Source organism: Capsulimonas corticalis (assembly GCF_003574315.2).
Lineage (GTDB): Bacteria > Armatimonadota > Armatimonadia > Armatimonadales > Capsulimonadaceae > Capsulimonas > Capsulimonas corticalis.
In genome coordinates this window covers 5,013,666-5,031,361 of sequence record NZ_AP025739.1, presented here as the reverse complement: position 1 = coordinate 5,031,361, position 17,696 = coordinate 5,013,666, and the positions used below count along the sequence as shown (strand labels likewise).

Sequence of the window (17,696 nt, the reverse complement as noted above, 5' to 3'; positions counted from 1 at the left end):
TATTGTCGGGGAAGGATAATATGTATGTCGGAATTTGAGGATCTGAGGAAGCGCCTCGGCGAAGTGAGCGCGCTGGCTTCGACGGCGGGTATTTTGGAGTGGGATCAGCAGACGCACATGCCGGCGGGCGGCGCGGCGAATCGGGCGGCGCAGCTGGAAGTTCTTTCGAAGATCACGCATGAGCTATCGGTCTCGTCGAAGACCGAGACCCTGCTCGCGGCGGCGGAAAAAGCCGCCGATGGGCTGGACCCGGACTCAGATGACGCGGCGTTCGTGCGCGTTGCCCGCCGCGATTTCGATCACGCTTCCAAGCTCCCGACGGAGCTTGTGGCGGAGATCGCGAAGGTCACGACGCTGGCGCATGAGGCGTGGGCGGAAGCGCGCGCCGCCAGCAATTACTCCAAGTTTGCGCCGTGCCTGGAAAACATCGTCGATCTGGTGCGGCAAGTCGCCGATCACCTCGGCCATTCCGGCGAGCGTTACGATGCGCTGCTCGATCAATACGAACCCGGCATGAAGGCCGCCGATGTGCGCGCGATGTTCGACGCGATCAAGCCGACATCGGTCGCGCTGGTCAAAGCCATTGTCGAGCGCGGCCCGGACGCCGTGGACGATTCGATCCTGAAACGCGATTTCGACGAGGCGAAGCAGGAAGCGTTTGGCGAAGCCGTCATCAAAGAGCTTGGATTCGACTTCGAACGCGGCCGTCAGGACCGCGCGGTGCATCCGTTCTGCTCCTCTTTCACCAGTGGCGACGTCCGCATTACCACCCGGTTCGACAAGAATTTTCTTCCGATGGCCCTCTTCGGCACGATTCATGAGACGGGACACGCCCTATACGAGCAAGGCGTCGCGCGGCGCTACGACGGCAATACGCTGGGCGGCGGAACCTCGCTCGGCGTCCACGAAAGCCAGTCGCGCCTCTGGGAAAACCTCGTCGGCCGCAGCCGCCCGTTTTGGAAGCACTTCTACTCCAGCCTCCAGAGTACATTCCCGGAGTCGCTGAGCGATGTGGACGCCGAGCGCTTTTACCGCGCCGTGAATAAGGTCGAGCCGTCGCTGATCCGGGTCGAGGCCGATGAAGTCACTTACAATCTGCACATCCTGCTCCGCTTCGAGATGGAGACCGATCTGTTGGAGGGGCGATTGTCCGTCAAGGATGCGCCGGCGGCCTGGAACGCGAAGATGCAGGAGTATTTCGGGCTCACTCCGCCCGACGACGCGCAGGGGATTTTGCAGGATGTCCACTGGTCCATGGGCAGCCTTGGCTACTTCCCGACCTATTCGCTTGGCAATATCATCTCGGCGCAGCTCTTCACGCAGGCACAATCGGACCTTGGCGACCTGAGCGGCCAGATCGAGCGCGGTGAGTTCGCCCCTTTGCTCGGCTGGCTGCGCGAGAACATCCACCAGTGGGGACGTAAGTACACCGCGACCGAGCTGCTCCAGCGAATCACCGGCAAGGCCCTCGACACGGCTCCGTATTTGCAGTATCTGAGCGCGAAGTACGGGGATATCTACGGACTGTAAAAGACGCGTGAGCGCGGCAGGCACATTGAAGTTCTCCTTGTAATTTCATGCCCAGCGTGCTATAATAGCGGGATTGTTGAACTGAGCCGTTTCGGTTCTGTTCCTCTCTGCCCTACCCCGTGGCGAACGGGTGGGACCAAAATACAAGTCCAAAGAGAGGGGGCATAACCATGCCATCCATCGCCGTTAAGCGAAAATACGAAGCCATTTACATTCTTGATTCCGGCAGCAGCGACGACCAGATCGCCGCCATCACCGGCAAGTACAAGCAAGTCGTCGAGACCGCCGGCGGAACCGTCGAGAACATCGACGTGTGGGAAAACCGCAAGCTCGCCTACCAGATTAAGGGCGCCGACCGGCGCACTCATAGCGACGGCCGCTATGTCGTCATGAACTTCACCAGCGAAGCCGATGCTGAGAAGGAACTGCGCCGCACCTTCCAGATCAGCGACGATCAGATTCGCTACATGATCATCAAGCCCGAAGAAATCGACGAGCCTGGCGCCGCCCGCCAGCCGCGTGGCGAGTCCGCCGCCAGCGCTCCCGCGCCGGTCGCCGCTCCCGCGCCCGTCGCCCCTGCTGCTCCGGTCGCTGAAGCCGCTCCCGTCGCCGAAGCCGCTCCGGTCGCTGAAGTCGCCGAGGCCGCCCCGGCTGCTGAGACCACGGAAGAAACCGCTGCCGCGGCTTAATTCCTCGATCGCCCTGTACGAGTGTTTGACCCTGTGTAATGTGAACCGACAAAGGAGCTACGAGAGATGGACTTGAATCGCGTCATATTGATCGGCCGGCTGGCCAGCGATCCAGAGCTGAAGTATACGCCCAGCGGCATCGCCGTCACCCAGTTTCGACTGGCCGTGAACCGGCCGATGTCGTCGGAAGCCAGGCAGAACGGTCAGGAAAAGCAGGCCGACTTTATTTCCATTGTCGCTTGGCGGCAATCCGCGGAGTACGCGGCGAATTATTTGGGAAAAGGCCGGCTTGTCGCCGTCGAAGGACGACTCCAGGTGCGTGAATACGTCACCCAGGACGGCCAGAAGCGACGCGACACCGAGGTCGTCGTGGACAACCTCAAGTCTTTAGATCGGCCGAAGGAAGGCGCGGAGAGCACTGGTCCGCGTTACGCCGACGAAGGCGCTCCGGACTCTTACGCCGCGCCGCGGCCGCAGCCCGCCGCCGCGCCCCCGGCCCGGCGTCCCGCCGCCGCCGCGCCCAGCGCCGCCCCCGCGTCGCGCTATCAGCCGCCGGCGGAGGAAGACGAGTTCGACGATCCTTTCGCGGACAATTAACTTCGCGGACAACGGATGTTGTTCAGACAAACAAAAACCCCATCGCTTCGGCGATGGGGTTCTTTTTTTACCGTATTCTCTTTTGCTTGGAGACGCTCGCCTCGGAAGATCGATTCAGATCAATCGATCTTCCGAACGCAGCAGTCCCCGCAGCTTTTCGCGCAGCGGCTGCGGCGCGCAGATCTTGGTGAGCTTCGCGCGCACCGAGACGATCAGGTTCTGCTCGAAACTGAACCGGCTAAAGCAGGGCTTACAGATCTCCAGATGCTTCAGCACCACAACCCGCTCTTCTTCGGTCAGTTGGTGGTCCAGATACTCGTTAAGACGCTTGATCGCTTCTTCACACGAATAATAATCGATCCCGACGCACGCGCCGGTCTTTTTCACTTGCTCATCCACGGGTTTCTTCTCCGTTGAGGTACGCCCAAAGGGCCTTCTGCAGCAGCTTGCGTCCACGCGACAAGCGTGACCGCACCGTGCCTACAGGGATGTCCAGCGCATCCGCAATCTCTTGATACGACATCTCTTCCAATGTGGCGAGCGCAACCGTCTCGCGGAACTCAATGGGCAGCGCATCGATCGCGCGCTGTATGACCTCAATGTCAAGCTTCTCTAACACCGCCTTTTGGGGATTCTCGATCTCCGGGCGATCCCCGGAGGCCAGGTCATCCGTCAGGCGATTGTAAAGATAGAAATCTTCCAATCCGTCGTAGGAGATCGTCTCTCCCTGCCGGGCTTTTTTACGGTACTCGTTTAAAAATACCGTGTTCATGATACGGAACAACCACGCTTTTGCATTAGTTCCCAGCTGATACTGGTGAAAAAAGCGAAACGCGCGCAGATAAGTATCCTGAAGCAAATCCTCGGCGTCGTTGGCGTTCCCCGTCAGACGCATCGCGTTGCGATACAGCGCGTCCAGATGCGGATTCATCTCCTGTTCGAAGAGATCCGCATCGGTCGACGCAATGGGCGCTGCATCATTATCCAGAGTCGCCTGTGTTGTCACATCGGACATAACCGTCATCCATTCCTGCGTCGCCCGGCCCTCCCGGAGCTAACCGGCGGCGACCGTCAAGCGCGCAAAGCGGTTTTTTCCCACCTTCAATACCTGGCCGGTTTGCACGGCGACCAATTCTCCCGGATCCGAATACTTCGTCCCGGAGACGCTCACCCCACCCTGCTGCACCACGCGTTTGGCCTCGCCCGAAGAAGGGACAAGCCCCGACAGCGTCACGAGCGCCGCGATCCGTATCGCGCCGTTCTCATCCAGCTTATCCGCGCTGAGGATGACCTCCGGCGCGTCGTCGGGAACGCCGTCGCGAACATGAATTCTCACCCATTCGTCTTCGGCGATCTGAGCGGCTTCGGCGCCATGGTAGAGCGCGATGATTTCGCGGCCCAGCCGTCTTTTGGCGAGATTGGGATGCGTCGCCTCAGCGTCCGTCAGCACTTTGACCTCGTCCATCGGGACATCGGTGCACAGCTCGTAATATGTCGGCATCATCTCATCGGTGATGGACATGATTTTGCCAAACATTTCCAGAGGCGGCTCGTCGATGCCGATGGCGTTGCCCTTGGACTTGGACATCTTGTCCACGCCGTCCAGGCCGACCAGCAGCGGCATAAAGAGGGCGATCTGCGGCTCGATCCCATGCTCGCGCTGAAGATCGCGTCCCATCATAATATTGAAGCGCTGTTCGGTGCCGCCGATTTCGATATCGCTCTTCAAGTATACCGAGTCGTAGCCCTGGCAGATCGGATACAGCATTTCGTGCGTATGGATCGGCAGGCCCGATCGAAATCGTTTGTCGAAATCGTCGCGCTCCAAAATCCGCGCCACGGTGGTTTTCGCGAGCAGCGTGACGATGTCGTACAAGCCAAGCTTGCCCAGCCACTCGCTGTTGAAGACGACGCGCGTCTTCGCGGGATCGAGTATCTTGTGATACTGATCGGCGTAGGTCTTGGCGTTCGCGGCGACTTCTTCCTGGGTGAGCTGCTTGCGGGTTTCGGACTTTCCGGTGGGGTCGCCGATCGTCGCGGTGAAATCTCCAATGATCACCGTCACTTCGTGTCCCAAATCCTGAAACTGGCGCAGCTTACGGAGAACGACCGCGTTTCCGATGTGTATGTCCGGCGCTGTCGGGTCCAGTCCCAGCTTGACTTGCAGGGGGCGACTTTCGGCAATAGAGCGTTTCAGTTTCGCCTTCAGCTCGGCAAGCGGGAGAACCTCGGTGGCGCCGCGTGAGATCCGTTCGATCTGCTGGTCAATATCAAGCGTCATGACAGTCAGTCTAGCACATGCGCGGAAAAGATGTCAATTCGAGGAGGCGAGCGAACGCCCGTACTTGCGTCAGCGGGGCTGCGCGAGGACCTGACAGCCGAAAAAGAGGGTCTTCGCGCGCGGTGGCTTGGCGCCTCGCACAGCCGCGTCCAGCGCCTGAGCCGCCCACGCCGTTTGTGTGTTGTCGCAGAACCGCGCGGCGTTGTAGCCGCCGACAAATGAAACGCGCCCCGAGCGGTCGATGATCGCCGCGCCCGGTGCCGCCCACACCCCAAAGGCGCGCGCCACGCGCCCGTCCGGATCCGCCGTCGCCTCGCCGCCTCCGCGCGCGCGCCAGGCCGCAAGCAGGTCCTCCGCAGTGTCCACGCCGGCGTCGCCCTCGACAACCGTGATCACACGCACTCCCGAAGCCGCGTATCGCTTTTGCAGGCCGGCGACATGCGCCTCCATATAGCGAGAGCACGGGCAGTGGGCGTTCCAGAAATTCAGGAGCGTGATCGTTCCGGGCGCGCCTAAGGCGACGATTCCCCGGTTCGTCGTCAGCGCCGTCACGGGCGGCGGGGGGCGGCGATCCGGCTGGGCGATCGCCGCGCCGCGCGGCCGTGACGCCGGACGCAGGTACTGGGCCTCCAGCCGCCAGAAGGACGCGACGGTCCCCAATCCCCAGGCGGCAATCACACTCCCAATCACCCACGGGGAGCGGCGTATCGAAAGCAGGGTGGCCATTACGCCGCCTTCCGGAGCGCTTGTCCTTCGCCGGCGATCTCGTCGTCCACGCGGAACTGCTGCAGCGACACGCTCGTCTCCGTGGCGGCTTCCGAAACAAGGTGAGCGATCTCGGAAACGTGACTGAGGGTGCTTAGCTGTTCGCCGACGATCTTCTGCACCTGCCGCGCCGAAGCGCTGGCGTCGCCCCCGATGCGGGCGATCTCGCGGATCGTCTCGCTCGTTCCTTCGACCTGACCGACCATTTGCAGCGCCGCCTCGTTGTGCGCGGCGAACTGCCGATGCAGATGCTCGATGTTCGCCGTCAGCCCCTTGCCGCCCTCGTCGATCCGCTCGGTCGCTTTTTTGTTCTTCAGCGCCAGCTCACGAATGTGCGAGGCTAGCTCGGAGGTGACTTCTCCCGCCTCGACCACTTCCACCGCCATCGCCAGAACCTTGTCGAAGTCGCTGTCACTGCCGGCGCTCTTGGAAGTGATGTGCAGGACATCGGCGATCTCTTTCGTCATATTGGAAACGAGCTCATCGATCTGGCGCGCCGCCTGAGCCGACTGGTCCGCCAGCTTGCGCACTTCCTCGGCGACAACCGCGAAGCCGCGTCCGTGTTCGCCGGCGCGCGCCGCCTCAATCGCGGCGTTCAGCGCCAGCAGATTGGTCTGCGAGGAGATATGTCCGATCGTTTCGGCGAACTGTCCGATCCCAACCGATCCCTCGCCCAGCTGGTCCAGCTTCCGCGCGACCTTCTCGACGGCGGACTTCGTCAGCTCGGCGCTGGCGCGCACCACGGCGACCGCATGCTCGGCCGAAACCTGGGCGTCATGCGCGGCCGAGACTTCCTCGGCGGTCGCTTCGTTCACGGAGATCGCCTGCGCGCAAAGGTCGAGCACGGACTGCATCATGGACTGAGTCTGCTCGGTTTGATTTTTGGCCCCGGCGGAGATTTCGCCCGCCATTTCGGCCGCCTGGAGGATTTCACGGCAGGCGTCTTCCGCGAGCCGCGCCTGGTTCTGAGCGCCGTCGGCGACGTTCTGGATGGAGCGCTGGATCGCCTCGCCGCCGGCGATGACGCCCGACGCCGCGCCGACCGTCTCGGAAGCTCGCGCCACGACAAGATCGACATCCCGGCGCGTCGAGCGCACCGTTCCGGAGATACGCTCCAGCATGGAGTTGACGGAGTGGGTCACGCCGGCCAGCGGCCCGCTCCCGGCGTCCGCTAGCCGCACGGTCAGATCGTTTTGCGACAGCCGTCCATCGCCAAGCGTTCGGGCAATATCGCCGAGCTGCTCGGCGACTCGCCATTCCCGCCGCATATCCACGGCCAGAATAACGAGCACCACGGTTTCGAAGACGACGAACGATGCATGAACGACCGTCCGAAGAATGACGCCAAGCCCCTCGCCGCTATAGACGTAAAGGGGAAGCCCCATCGTCTGGCATACGGCAAAGGCGACGTGGTGCACCGCTACCGCGCCGGCGGCGGCCACAATGGGACGCCAGTCGCGATACGCGAGAAGAAACGCCAGGGCGCTGAAGATATGAAAATGCATCTCCGAAAGGCCATGTGTCTGCTGAATATACAGCGCCGAATAAATCATCAGCGCGACGCCGATGCAGCATCGCGTGACGGTCGCGCCGGGACAGGCGCGGGACAAGAAGTACGGAACGAGGACGGCGGGCAGACCGATCAACAGCGCCGCCGCAAGCGTGTGATACCAGCCGCTCAGCAAAAGGGCCACGACAAAGTGGCCCCAGAGGAGGTTGACGAGCAGCCGGTCCATACGCTGCTCCGCTTCCGCAATTTGAAACGTCTTCTGTGAAGAGGGGGTTGCCGACGTCATATTGTGACCTGCCATTTCCACGATTTGAAAGATAATCGCGAGCGCACGCGCAATGCGCCCTGAAGCAATTGTCGGCAAAATGGCCTGGCTGCTTTAGGAAAATCGTTTAACGCAAACTTAATCCGCCCTTAATGTTCTCTTAACAACCAGACGGCATAATAGGGTCGTGGCTTGAGGTTGTTATGACCTCCCATTGCTCATCCCCAACTTGACGCCGCGGTCGAAAGACCGCGGTTCTTTTTTTGTTTTCCTGCAAAATCAGGTAAACTCCCCCCACCCTCGACACCGCAAAGATCACAACAACCATGGAAACCGACAACGCAATTTTGGAAGGCGCCATCTCCGTCACGGCCGCGCTTCAATCGGGCAGCCGCCCGATTCACTTCATCGCCATTCGAGGCGACAAGAACGATCCCGCCATTCGCCGCCTGGAACAGGACGCCCAGCGGCGCGGCGTCCTTGTGAAGCGCGAGTCGGAAGAAGCATTGGACGCCTATGTGACGGGAAAGACGCACGGCGGGGTCATCGCCAGTGTCGGCGAGCGCAAATTCGCGCCGCTGCAGGATTTGATTGCAAGTGGAGAAAAATGCGGCTGGTGCGTGATGATCGACGGCGTGGAGGATCCGTTTAACTTCGCCGCCTCGATCCGATCGCTCTATGCGGCGGGCGCAAGCGGCCTGGTGGTGCGTCCACGCAACTGGATGAGCGCGGCGGGCGTCGTAGCGCGCGCCTCAGCGGGCGCATCGGAATTAATCCCCACGGCGATCGCCGAGACAGCCGAAGAAGCCGCCAGCGCCTTCCGGGCCGCCGGTTATTTGATCGCCTGCGCCGGCGACGGCCCTGGATCTCGCCCGCTTTACGAGAACGACCTGACCCAGCCCTTGTTTTTGCTCATTGGGGGTGAAAAGCGCGGCGTGACGCGCTCGTTTCAAGACCGCGCCGACATGCAGTTGGAAATTCCCTACGCGCGCCCGGAAGCCCATTCCCTGGGCACGGCGGCGGCGGCGGCGGTCTTCGCCTTTGAGATACTGCGCCAGCGAGGATATCAAACGGCCTCGCGGCCGTCCGCTCCGCGCCACGCACAGGCGAGTGTTCCGCGGGGAGGTTATCGACGGGGTCGATAAGAACGGACATGACTCAAGTTCAGGAGGGCCGGCGATTTTAAATCGCCGGCCCTCCCTATTGATTTCATACAGCGCTTACGCGGTGGCGGCGTAGGCGCTGGCGCCGCCGACATCGCCGAAGATCGGCAGGTAATCGCGCCAGACATCGTTTTTCGTACCGTTGATGTACTTTGTCAGGCTGATATACGGGACGTAGCGTGGACGCTTCGGAGCGCGCGCCAGCTTCATTCCGGAATGCTGCAAGAGTTTGTCCGCTTTGCGCGTATTGCAGCGCCGGCAGCAGGCCACGAGGTTCTCCCACTGCATGCCGCCGCCGTGACGCTTGGGCAGGATGTGGTCGATCGTGAGGTCCCGGGACTGAACGCCGCAGTACTGGCACGTGTAGTTGTCCCGGGCGAAGATCGACCGGCGGGACAGCTTCAGTTCGGGCAGCGGCCGCTTGACATGGTAGCGCAGACGGACGACGGACGGAGCCGGAAGCGACACGCCGTGACCGGTGGTCAACTTCGGACTATCCACGCCTTCATGCACGTGCAGCACATCCGCCTTCTCCAGATAAAGCAGCAGCAACGCGCGCCGAATGTTACAAACGTTCAGCGGTTCGTAGTCGCTGTTCAGTACAAGAACTTCATGGCTCATAACTCTACAGTCCAGTCCTTTCCGTCGTTTCCCGCACCGTTCTACCGGGCCGTAAATCCACAAGATAAAGCAAGGTCGAAAAAAACAAAAAACCCGCTTCGACTAAGCCGCCGGGAGGCGGGACAGTCAAGCGGGTCAGCATTCAAACACTGGTTGGCGACGCACGTGCACGTGCCTGTGTAGGCGAACGTGGTAGAGCGCATGCCGATGCCGCAAGCAATCCCCATGGTCTCGCGCTTGAATCCAAGCGCGATGCCGGGCGAGGGCCCAATCCTTATCAAAAGTTGTGGCGAGGACGGAAGAAACGTCTCTCATTGCTTGATGCTCTCCAAAAAAATTACTATTCGACCTTTAATATTATAGCCCGTAGATTTCACTCAAGTCAAGCTTGCCTGAATGAATTTTATGAAAAAATACATCCGTGCGCCCACGCCCGGACCCCGCCGCGCTCCGGGTATGTCAAAAGCCCACCGGGTATAATGGGAGCAGCCATGTGTGGCGAAGTTGGAAAACCATGATTTTCGATGCATTGATGTTAGCCGCCGTGACCGATGAGGTCTCAAAAAACGTCACCGGCGGACGGATCGAGCGGATCTCGCAGCCGGAGCCGCTCGATCTTGTACTGAGGATCTATAATGCGGGCGCCAAGCACGATCTGCTGCTGTCCTGCGATCCCGATCACGCCCGTGTCCATTTCACATCGATTCGACGCGACAATCCGCCGCAGCCGCCGGTCTTCTGCATGCTTCTGCGGAAATATCTGGACGGAGCCCGTCTCGTCGCCGCCGACATGCCGAGCGGCCTGGGCGAGCGGATCTTTGTTCTGGAGTTCCGCACCTACGATGGCGAGACGATGACGCTGGTGGCGGAGATCATGGGACGCCATAGCAATTTGATCCTGGTGAATGGAACGCACACGATTCTCGGGGCGGCCAAGCATATCGGCCGCGACATCAACCGGTTCCGTGAGGTGCTCCCGGGCGTCAAGTATCAGCGGCCGCCGCGCCAGCTGGGCCGGCGCAATCCCCTGGAGGCGTACGAAGGGGACTCGGAAGAAGTGTTCGATGAAAAGACGAGCGCCGATTGGCTCGTGGCGACATACGGCGGCGTCAGCCCATTTCTGGCGCGGGAAGCCGTCGCGCGGTCCAAGACGCCGTACACCGAACGATCGCTCTGGTATGGCTTGAATGACGCGCTGACAGTTTTGAGAGTCGGCGACTGGAAGCCGGTCATCTGGACCGACGATCGCGGCGCGACTCAAGGCGCCTACCCTATTCTCCTGCGGACCGTCTCCGAAAAGCTCCAGCATCGCCGAGATTCGATCAGCGTGGCGATCGATCATGCGTCCAATTCCGTGGAGCAGCGGGACACATTCACCCAGGCTCGCGACACGCTGCAATCGGCGCTCGCGCGGATCCAAAAGCAGCGCGAGCGCGATCTCAACGATATCGACCAGGGACTGAAGAATGCATCCCGCGCCGCGGAGTACCAGCAGAACGGAGATATGATTCAGGCGAGCGCGCACGACATTGAGAAGGGACAGACCTCCATCACGTCTCCGGATTACTACTCCGAGACGCCGGGGGCCACACGCACCATCGCCCTCGACCCCACGCTGTCCACACGGGAAAACGCGGAGCGGTATTACAAGAAGGCGCGCAAGGCGCGCGACAGCGTGCTTTCCCTCGAAACGCGGCGGATGACGGTCGCCGCCGACGTGCAGACCATCGCCTCAGCCCAGCGCGATCTCGATCAGGCGACGACGGAAGAGATGGTGGAGGCGATCCACGAGCGTGTCGGAGAGCGCTTCTCCCTGCGCGAATCGCGGCAGAACACGGACAAGAGCGATCGGCGCGACGCGCCTCCGCCTTATGAGGGACACAAGATCCGGACATTTCGGTCAGCGGATGGATGGGAGATTTTGGTGGGGGAAAACGCCACGGCGAACGATTACCTGACGACCAAGGTCGCCTCGTCGTCGGACATCTGGCTGCATGTGCGCGCGGCGACCTCCGCGCATGGGGTGATCCGCGCGCAGAACCGGCCGGCGTCGGTCTCTCCCGCCGCGCTGCGCCACGCAGCGGAGCTGGTGGCGGCGCGCAGCGAGATCAAACACTCTTCGCTTATTCCGGTGGATTACACGCTGAAGAAGTATGTCCGGAAGCCGCGCAAAAGCGCGCCGGGTCAGGTGACGTACAATAACGAGAAGACGCTCTACGTCGCGGGCATCAACGGCTGATCCTGCCCCGGAATCGGGGCAAGATACGCGTTCGACTACTGATGACGAATACGTCCGCGAGAATCGCCATGATCCTTGTCATTGTCTTCGTCCTTCATGATGCGGACGGCGCTGGTATAAGATTTGACCAGTGGGTGACGGACAAACATCTTTTCGATCTTCGCCAGCTCTTCTTCCACGGAAACCGTGGGTTGATCGCGCAAACGGCCTAGCATGCCTCCTAAAGACACGCGCCCGTTGGTCACTTGGATATCGAGGCGAGTGGTGTCAACCGGGCGTTTGCCAAACTCGCGGCGGAGATTGCGAATCAGCTCTGCGTCCAGAGAGTTCATAATTACACTCCTTTCATTGACAGGTATACTGCCATTATACGTGCCGAGCGGCTCAAATAGCAAGCAGCATGGCGATCACTTCCAGGAAGGCCCCAATATGCTCGCCCCCTTTGCTCTAGATATTTACCGAAATATCCAGTTTCAAAACTCCATCGCCAACGGAATTTATCTCAACCACGCCGCCATTTCCCCCAGCTCGCGGCGCGTGGTGGACGCGGTCAGCGAAGCGGTCACGATGCTGAGCATCGATCCGGAAGCCTGTTTCATGGAGAAGTTCATGCCGGCCTGGGCAAACGCGCGGCGGCGGCTGGCGGCGCTGATGGGCGTTCCCGATCAGGATCTCGCCTTTACCCGCAACACGGGCCACGCTCTCTCGATCGTCGCGGACGGCCTGATTCTGGAGCCAGGCGACAATATCGTCACGGCGTCCTGCGAGTATCCCGCCGTCACGTTCCCCTGGATGGCGCAGGCATGGCGCGGCGTTGAGACTCGCTTCGTCTCCGCCGAACCGGGCGGCCGGCTTTCCCCGGAACGTTTTGCGGAATCGATGGATAGCCGCACACGCGTCATTGCCCTGTCCTGGGTCCAGTTCAGCACCGGCTACCGCGCCGACATCGCCGAGTTTGTGGCCCTGGCGCGCGCGCACAACGCCATTCTCGTTCTGGACGTGATCCAGGGCCTGGGCGGGCTGCCGATCAACCTGCTGGAGCTCGGTGTCGATATCGCCGCCACGGGCTCGCATAAGTGGCTGATGGGACCCAATGGCCTGGGGGGACTATATATCAAGCCATCGCTGCTGGACCGAATACGTCTCGTCAACATGGGCGCCGTGAGCGTGGTGGACGTCGTCAGCTTCGACGGCACACGCTTCGAGCCCAAGCCCAACACGCAGCGCTATGAAGAAGGAAGCCCCAACGGCCTGGGCCTGGTCGGATTGGACGCCGCGTTGTCGTTGATCGAGGAAGCCGGAATCGAGAACATCGGCGAACGCGTCCTGTCCAACTCCCGTCACGCGATCGAATCCCTGGAGAAGCGAGGATATATCGTCGACTCCCCCACGGAAGACGCATCGCGCTCCGGAATCGTCATGTTCCACCACCCAACCCGCGCGGGCAAAGAAGTAGTGGACACGCTCAAAGCGGCCCGCGTCGCGGCCAGCCTCCGCGCGGGCCTCGTGCGCTTCTCTCCTCACTTCTATAACACCCACGAAGACATCGACGCCGCCGTGGCGGCGCTGCCGTAGGGCCTACCGCCGCCCCAGCGCGGCGGCGTCTTTGTATCGTATGAGCGAGCCGCCGAAGATGTCCAGGGCGCTGCCGATCGTCAGATCCACGCGGCCATCGGACAAGCGCTCCACGGCGGCGATGTCGCTCAGGTCTTTGGCGCCGCCGGCGTAGGTCGTCGGCAGCGGCGACCATTCTCCCAGCAGGCGAACCAGCTCCGCGTCGATGCCCCGGCATTGTCCTTCGACATCGGCCGCGTGGATCAAAAACTCATCGCAATATTCGGCCAATCGAGCAAACAATTCCGCGTTCAGGGTCACGGGCAGGACGCGCGCCCAGCGGTCCACGGCGATATGATACGCGCCGTCTTCACGTCTCCGGCAGCTGAGGTCCAGCACGAGACGCGCTTTGCCGACGGCGGCGCGCATGGTTTCCAGGCGCTCCCAGGACAGCTCGTTTTCTGGAAACAAATAACTGGTGACGATGACGTGCGATGCGCCGGCGTCCAGGTAAGACGCGGCGTTACTCGGCGTCACGCCGCCGCCCAGCTGCAGGCCGCCTGGATAGGCGCGCAGAGCCTCCAGGGCGGCGTCCTCGTTGCCGGGACCAAGCTTGATCACATGCCCGCCGCACAGGCCGTCATGGCGGTACAGCGCGGCGAACTCCGCCGGGGCGCGCTCGGATTCAAAGTTAGTCACAACCCCCCGGCCATCGTCCGACAGGGTGCCGCCGACGATCTGTACGACGCGGCCGCCGCGCAAATCGATACATGGGCGAAACGCCATTTGTCCATTCCTCCGGACGCATATTATACCTGACGACAAAAAAAGGGCCGCGCACGAGGCGCGGCCCTGAGTGGAGTATTCGTCAGATTTTAAGAGATCGCGGTGTCGCCGCGCTCGCCGGTGCGGATGCGGATGGATTCCAGGACGGGGGTGATGAAGATCTTTCCATCACCGATCTCGCCGGTCCGAGCCGCTCCTTCAATCGCTTCCACAACGCGCTCCTGCTCTTCGTCGCGAACGACGACGATCAGCTGCACTTTCGGGAGCAGGTTCACCTGATATTCGGAGCCGCGGTAATGCTGGGTGTATCCCTTTTGCTTACCGGCGCCCTTGATCTCAATTACGCTGATACCGCGGACGCCAAGCTCGTCCAGTGCGGATTTCACTTCGTCCAGCCGGCTCGGCCGGATGATGGCTTCAATGCGAACCATGTGTGTTTCTCCTTAATCCACTCCCGCGAAGGCCGGAACCGTGGAGGTGTCGCTTGAATAGCCAACCTCGCCATGCTCGGTGACATCCAGGCCGTTCTCTTCATCGTCCGCCGAAGCGCGAAGCCCGCCGGTGATGAGACCGACAATCTTGCCCAGTACGAAGGTGAAGAAGACCGCCAGGACAACCGTGATCAGGACGGCTTCGATCTGGTGGATGAACTGGGTCATGCCGCCGCCGTAGAAGACGCCGTTCGCGGAACCCAGAGCGCCGGTAATGTTCGAGTTGATCTTATCGGTGGCGAACAGGCCGGTCGCCAGAGCGCCGAACATACCGCCGCATCCATGAACGCCGAAGACATCCAGAGCATCGTCGTAGGCATTCAGCTTGTTCTTCATCTGAATGGCGGCGAAGCAGATCGGGGAAACGAGCAGACCGATAATCAGCGCGCCTTTGACATCGACAAAGCCGCAAGCCGGGGTGATGGCGACCAGACCGGCCACCGCGCCAGAACCGAAGCCAAGCGCGCTCGGCTTCTTATACTTGAACCACTCGATCAGGATCCAGGACATCGCCGCAGCGCCCGTGGCGATGTGGGTGTTGATGAACGCCTGTCCGGCAACGCCGTCCGCCGCCAGTTCCGATCCGGCGTTGAAGCCGAACCATCCGAACCACAGAAGCGCGACGCCGGTCAGAACCATCGGCAGGTTGTGCGGGCGCAGCTCTTCGCTGCCATGTCCCTTACGCTTGCCGAGCATGAACGCGAGGATCAGAGCGGAAACACCAGACGAGATGTGAACGACCGTACCGCCGGCGAAGTCCAGCGCATGCAGTTTGGCGCTGATGAAGCCGCCGCCCCACACCATGTGAGCGAGTGGATCGTAGAAGAAGGTCGCCCAAAGCAGAATGAACAGGCAGTAAGCGCTGAACTTCATTCGCTCCACAACCGCGCCGGAGATCAGAGCAGGGGTGATGATCGCAAAGGTCATCTGGAACATCATAAAGATGGTGTGCGGAATGGTGGGAGCAAGCGCAACTGGATCGCCGCCGACATCCTTCAGCATGAAGTATGTCTTGGGGTCGCCCATAAAGCCCATAAACCCGCCAAGATCTGAGGAAAACGCAACGGAGTACCCATAAACCACCCACTGGATGGTAATAATTCCCAGGGCAACGAACGACATCATGAGCGTGCTCAGGATGTTCTTAGAGCGAGCAAGGCCACCGTAGAAAAAGGCCAAACCGGGTGTCATCAGCATAACCAACGCGCTTGCCACGATCATCCATGCGGTATCGCCCTTGTCGATGGTAAGCTTAGCGGGCGCTGCGGGGGCGGGAGCTGCTGCGGGTGCTGCGGCGGCTGCCGCCGGAGCAGGAGCAGCGGCGGGAGCAGGAGCAGGCGCTGCAGCGGCCGGAGCCGTCGCGGGACCTGCGGGTGCTGTAGACGGGGCCTGTGCAAAGGCCGTGAATGAAAGGGAAATGAGCGCCAGCGCTGTCAGCGCCGGACGCCAAAGGCGTAGTTTCACGAAGCATCCTCCTATCGGTGACATGAGATCAACCCGGATGCTTCATTGCTTTAGCCGGAACATTACGCGTTAAGCAACCATGCCTAACGGTACGGAGAGAATAGCACGAGCGTGAATTATTTGTCAAGAGTTTCTCAAAAATATTTCCATTCTGAAATATTAAAGCCGGTCGGTCAAATATGTCACGATTTGATTTTGGACTCCCTGCGCCTCAGATGCGGATCCGGGAAAGTTGTTCATGAGAATGGAAAACGTATAGAGAATTTTGTCCTTGGAGGTCAGATATCCGGAGAGGCAGCTTACCTCTCCCACGGTGCCGGTTTTGGCGTGAACATTCCCCTGCGCCGATGTTCCTTTCATTCGTTTGCGCAGCGTGCCGTCGACCCCGGCGACGGGCAGAGAATCGTAATAGACGGAAAAATCGGGGCGCCGCGCCATCACGCGCAGCAGCCCGACGACAGCATGCGCCGTCACATAGTCGCGCCGGGACACGCCGGAACCGTCGGCAAGCTGCAGGAGATGGATATCGATCCCCTCGCTCTCCAGCAAACGCCGCTCCTCAGCGTATCCCGCTTCGTAAGTCCCCTGCCCCGCCTTCACCTGACCGATCTCCCGCACGATGCTTTCGGCCAAAAGATTGTCGCTGGGTTTATTCATCAGCTTGAGATACTGATCCAGCGGGACGCTTCGGCGTGTCGCCAGCACGGTTTTATCGCCCACTGCGACGGCCGCCGCATACGCCGCGCCTTTCACCTCAATACCACGATGGATGAGGGCCGTGCGAAAAACCTCGGCGGCGTAGGTGATAGGATCGCCGACGGCGATGTCCGTCTGCGTCTTCTCGCCCTTGGGCAGAGCGCCGCTGACGGTGATGACGCTGGTGTTCCAGTCGCGCGTGATGACGCAGGCAGGCGCAGTCCCGCCGGTTCGCGCGTTGTTCACGATCGGGATCTTATCGACCCCCGGATCGAGCGAGACCTTGACCGGCTCGCCGTCGCCGCCACCGGCCGATACATGAACGGTGATGACGCCTCGATTGACTTCCAGGCCCCAAATCTGCGCGGCGTAGTCGTCGGAAAGATAGTCCCAGCCCCACCCCATCCCATATGGCTGTCCGGGAAACGCAGTGCCGTCGCCGACAATGTTTCCGTCGATCCGCCGTACGCCGCGCGCCCACAGGTCATCCGCCATTTTGGTCAGATCGTCCGGCATTATGGTCGAATCGCCCCCGCCTTTGAGCGTCACGTCGCCGGCGATCACGCCCTCCGAATCGGCGGGAGCACGCGACAAGACCTGGGTCTGGAACGTGAAATCCTTGCCCAGGATCACCAGGCCGTTGGCGGACGAGAACAGCTTTCGGTTGGACGCGGGCATCAGACGCGTGTCGGCGGCGCGCTCGTAAACCACCTCCCCGTCGCTCGCGCGCTCCACAAGAACGCCCGTGACTCCGCCTTCCAGCGCGGGCGCGCCGAGCATCTTGTCGATCGCCGCCGCAATGTCCGATTTCGCCGGCGCGCCAGCGGCGGAGGGGCATAAAATGCCGGCGAAGGCAACAACACAGAGATTCGCCAGGAGAACAGGACGGCGCTTGCGCGCGTGGAGAGTTGAGGTGAACATAGATGCTGTATTTTACAGAGTCGGACGGCCTTCGTCAAGCCGGCGATCTCTTCAATCGTCGCAGGAATACCTACGCCGCAAGCCGAATATTCCATCTATGTATTGGCGGAATGCTGGGAGGCTC

At 61.1% G+C, this 17,696-nt stretch carries 17 protein-coding genes; 6 read left to right on the top strand and 11 right to left on the bottom strand.

Annotated elements, in window-relative coordinates:
• Positions 1 to 24: 24 nt before the first annotated feature.
• The 3 genes from D5261_RS21480 to D5261_RS21470 all read left to right on the top strand — a co-directional run bounded on the left by D5261_RS21480 (position 25) and on the right by D5261_RS21470 (position 2,816).
• The gene (locus D5261_RS21480) at positions 25 to 1,530 is read left to right on the top strand and encodes a carboxypeptidase M32 (protein ID WP_119322112.1); all 1,506 of its coding nucleotides are present in this window, start codon (positions 25 to 27) and stop codon (positions 1,528 to 1,530) included.
• Positions 1,531 to 1,700: 170 nt separating this feature from the next.
• Positions 1,701 to 2,219, top strand: a complete 519-nt coding sequence (rpsF, locus tag D5261_RS21475; RefSeq protein WP_119322113.1) for a 30S ribosomal protein S6 — start codon at positions 1,701 to 1,703, stop codon at positions 2,217 to 2,219.
• A 66-nt stretch (positions 2,220 to 2,285) separates the two neighbouring features.
• Positions 2,286 to 2,816 carry a single-stranded DNA-binding protein gene (locus D5261_RS21470; protein WP_119322114.1) on the top strand — a complete coding sequence of 177 codons (531 nt, stop codon included), beginning with the start codon at positions 2,286 to 2,288 and terminating at the stop codon, positions 2,814 to 2,816.
• A gap of 114 nt (positions 2,817 to 2,930) precedes the next feature.
• Here the strand turns inward: D5261_RS21470 and D5261_RS21465 are convergent, their stop codons facing one another.
• The 5 genes from D5261_RS21465 to D5261_RS21445 all read right to left on the bottom strand — a co-directional run bounded on the left by D5261_RS21465 (position 2,931) and on the right by D5261_RS21445 (position 7,658).
• Entirely contained in the window at positions 2,931 to 3,215 is a 285-nt protein-coding gene (locus tag D5261_RS21465) for a zf-HC2 domain-containing protein (RefSeq protein ID WP_165864286.1), read from the bottom strand.
• Positions 3,208 to 3,711 (bottom strand): sigma-70 family RNA polymerase sigma factor, encoded by a 504-nt coding sequence (locus D5261_RS21460; protein WP_435792418.1) that lies wholly within the window; start codon positions 3,709 to 3,711, stop codon positions 3,208 to 3,210. The genes D5261_RS21465 and D5261_RS21460 overlap by 8 nt, the downstream gene beginning before the upstream one ends.
• A gap of 159 nt (positions 3,712 to 3,870) precedes the next feature.
• Positions 3,871 to 5,097: a tyrosine--tRNA ligase gene (tyrS, locus tag D5261_RS21455; protein WP_119322117.1), complete on the bottom strand. Its 1,227-nt coding sequence runs from the start codon at positions 5,095 to 5,097 to the stop codon at positions 3,871 to 3,873.
• Positions 5,098 to 5,166: 69 nt separating this feature from the next.
• Positions 5,167 to 5,823: a peroxiredoxin family protein gene (locus tag D5261_RS21450; protein ID WP_119322118.1), complete on the bottom strand. Its 657-nt coding sequence runs from the start codon at positions 5,821 to 5,823 to the stop codon at positions 5,167 to 5,169.
• Positions 5,823 to 7,658 carry a methyl-accepting chemotaxis protein gene (locus D5261_RS21445; protein WP_165864287.1) on the bottom strand — a complete coding sequence of 612 codons (1,836 nt, stop codon included), beginning with the start codon at positions 7,656 to 7,658 and terminating at the stop codon, positions 5,823 to 5,825. The genes D5261_RS21450 and D5261_RS21445 overlap by 1 nt, the downstream gene beginning before the upstream one ends.
• 305 nt (positions 7,659 to 7,963) lie before the next feature.
• Here D5261_RS21445 and D5261_RS21440 point away from each other — a divergent pair, with 305 nt between their 5' ends.
• Positions 7,964 to 8,782, top strand: a complete 819-nt coding sequence (locus tag D5261_RS21440; protein WP_119322120.1) for a TrmH family RNA methyltransferase — start codon at positions 7,964 to 7,966, stop codon at positions 8,780 to 8,782.
• A 75-nt stretch (positions 8,783 to 8,857) separates the two neighbouring features.
• Here the strand turns inward: D5261_RS21440 and D5261_RS21435 are convergent, their stop codons facing one another.
• On the bottom strand, positions 8,858 to 9,421 hold the full coding sequence (locus D5261_RS21435; protein WP_119322121.1) for an HNH endonuclease: 564 nt from the start codon (positions 9,419 to 9,421) through the stop codon (positions 8,858 to 8,860).
• A gap of 514 nt (positions 9,422 to 9,935) precedes the next feature.
• On the opposite strand from D5261_RS21435, the gene D5261_RS21430 reads away from it, so the two are divergent.
• Positions 9,936 to 11,660, top strand: coding sequence for an Rqc2 family fibronectin-binding protein (locus tag D5261_RS21430; RefSeq protein ID WP_119322122.1), 1,725 nt, complete (start codon positions 9,936 to 9,938; stop codon positions 11,658 to 11,660).
• A 35-nt stretch (positions 11,661 to 11,695) separates the two neighbouring features.
• Here the strand turns inward: D5261_RS21430 and D5261_RS21425 are convergent, their stop codons facing one another.
• Positions 11,696 to 11,992 carry a hypothetical protein gene (locus tag D5261_RS21425; RefSeq protein WP_165864288.1) on the bottom strand — a complete coding sequence of 99 codons (297 nt, stop codon included), beginning with the start codon at positions 11,990 to 11,992 and terminating at the stop codon, positions 11,696 to 11,698.
• Between the two features lie 97 nt (positions 11,993 to 12,089).
• Here D5261_RS21425 and D5261_RS21420 point away from each other — a divergent pair, with 97 nt between their 5' ends.
• Positions 12,090 to 13,235: an aminotransferase class V-fold PLP-dependent enzyme gene (locus D5261_RS21420; RefSeq protein WP_301002131.1), complete on the top strand. Its 1,146-nt coding sequence runs from the start codon at positions 12,090 to 12,092 to the stop codon at positions 13,233 to 13,235.
• A 3-nt stretch (positions 13,236 to 13,238) separates the two neighbouring features.
• Here D5261_RS21420 and hisA read toward each other — a convergent pair whose 3' ends face one another.
• From hisA to dacB, 4 genes are all read right to left on the bottom strand, one after another.
• Complete coding sequence (hisA, locus tag D5261_RS21415) at positions 13,239 to 14,000, bottom strand: phosphoribosylformimino-5-aminoimidazole carboxamide ribotide isomerase (protein WP_119322124.1); 762 nt, start codon at positions 13,998 to 14,000, stop codon at positions 13,239 to 13,241.
• Positions 14,001 to 14,089: 89 nt separating this feature from the next.
• Positions 14,090 to 14,431 (bottom strand): P-II family nitrogen regulator, encoded by a 342-nt coding sequence (locus D5261_RS21410; protein ID WP_119322125.1) that lies wholly within the window; start codon positions 14,429 to 14,431, stop codon positions 14,090 to 14,092.
• A 12-nt stretch (positions 14,432 to 14,443) separates the two neighbouring features.
• Entirely contained in the window at positions 14,444 to 15,979 is a 1,536-nt protein-coding gene (locus D5261_RS21405) for an ammonium transporter (protein ID WP_119322126.1), read from the bottom strand.
• 135 nt (positions 15,980 to 16,114) lie between these two features.
• A complete protein-coding gene (gene dacB / locus D5261_RS21400; RefSeq protein ID WP_119322127.1) occupies positions 16,115 to 17,572 on the bottom strand; it encodes a D-alanyl-D-alanine carboxypeptidase/D-alanyl-D-alanine endopeptidase in 1,458 nt (485 codons plus the stop codon).
• Between the last annotated feature and the right edge of the window lie 124 nt (positions 17,573 to 17,696).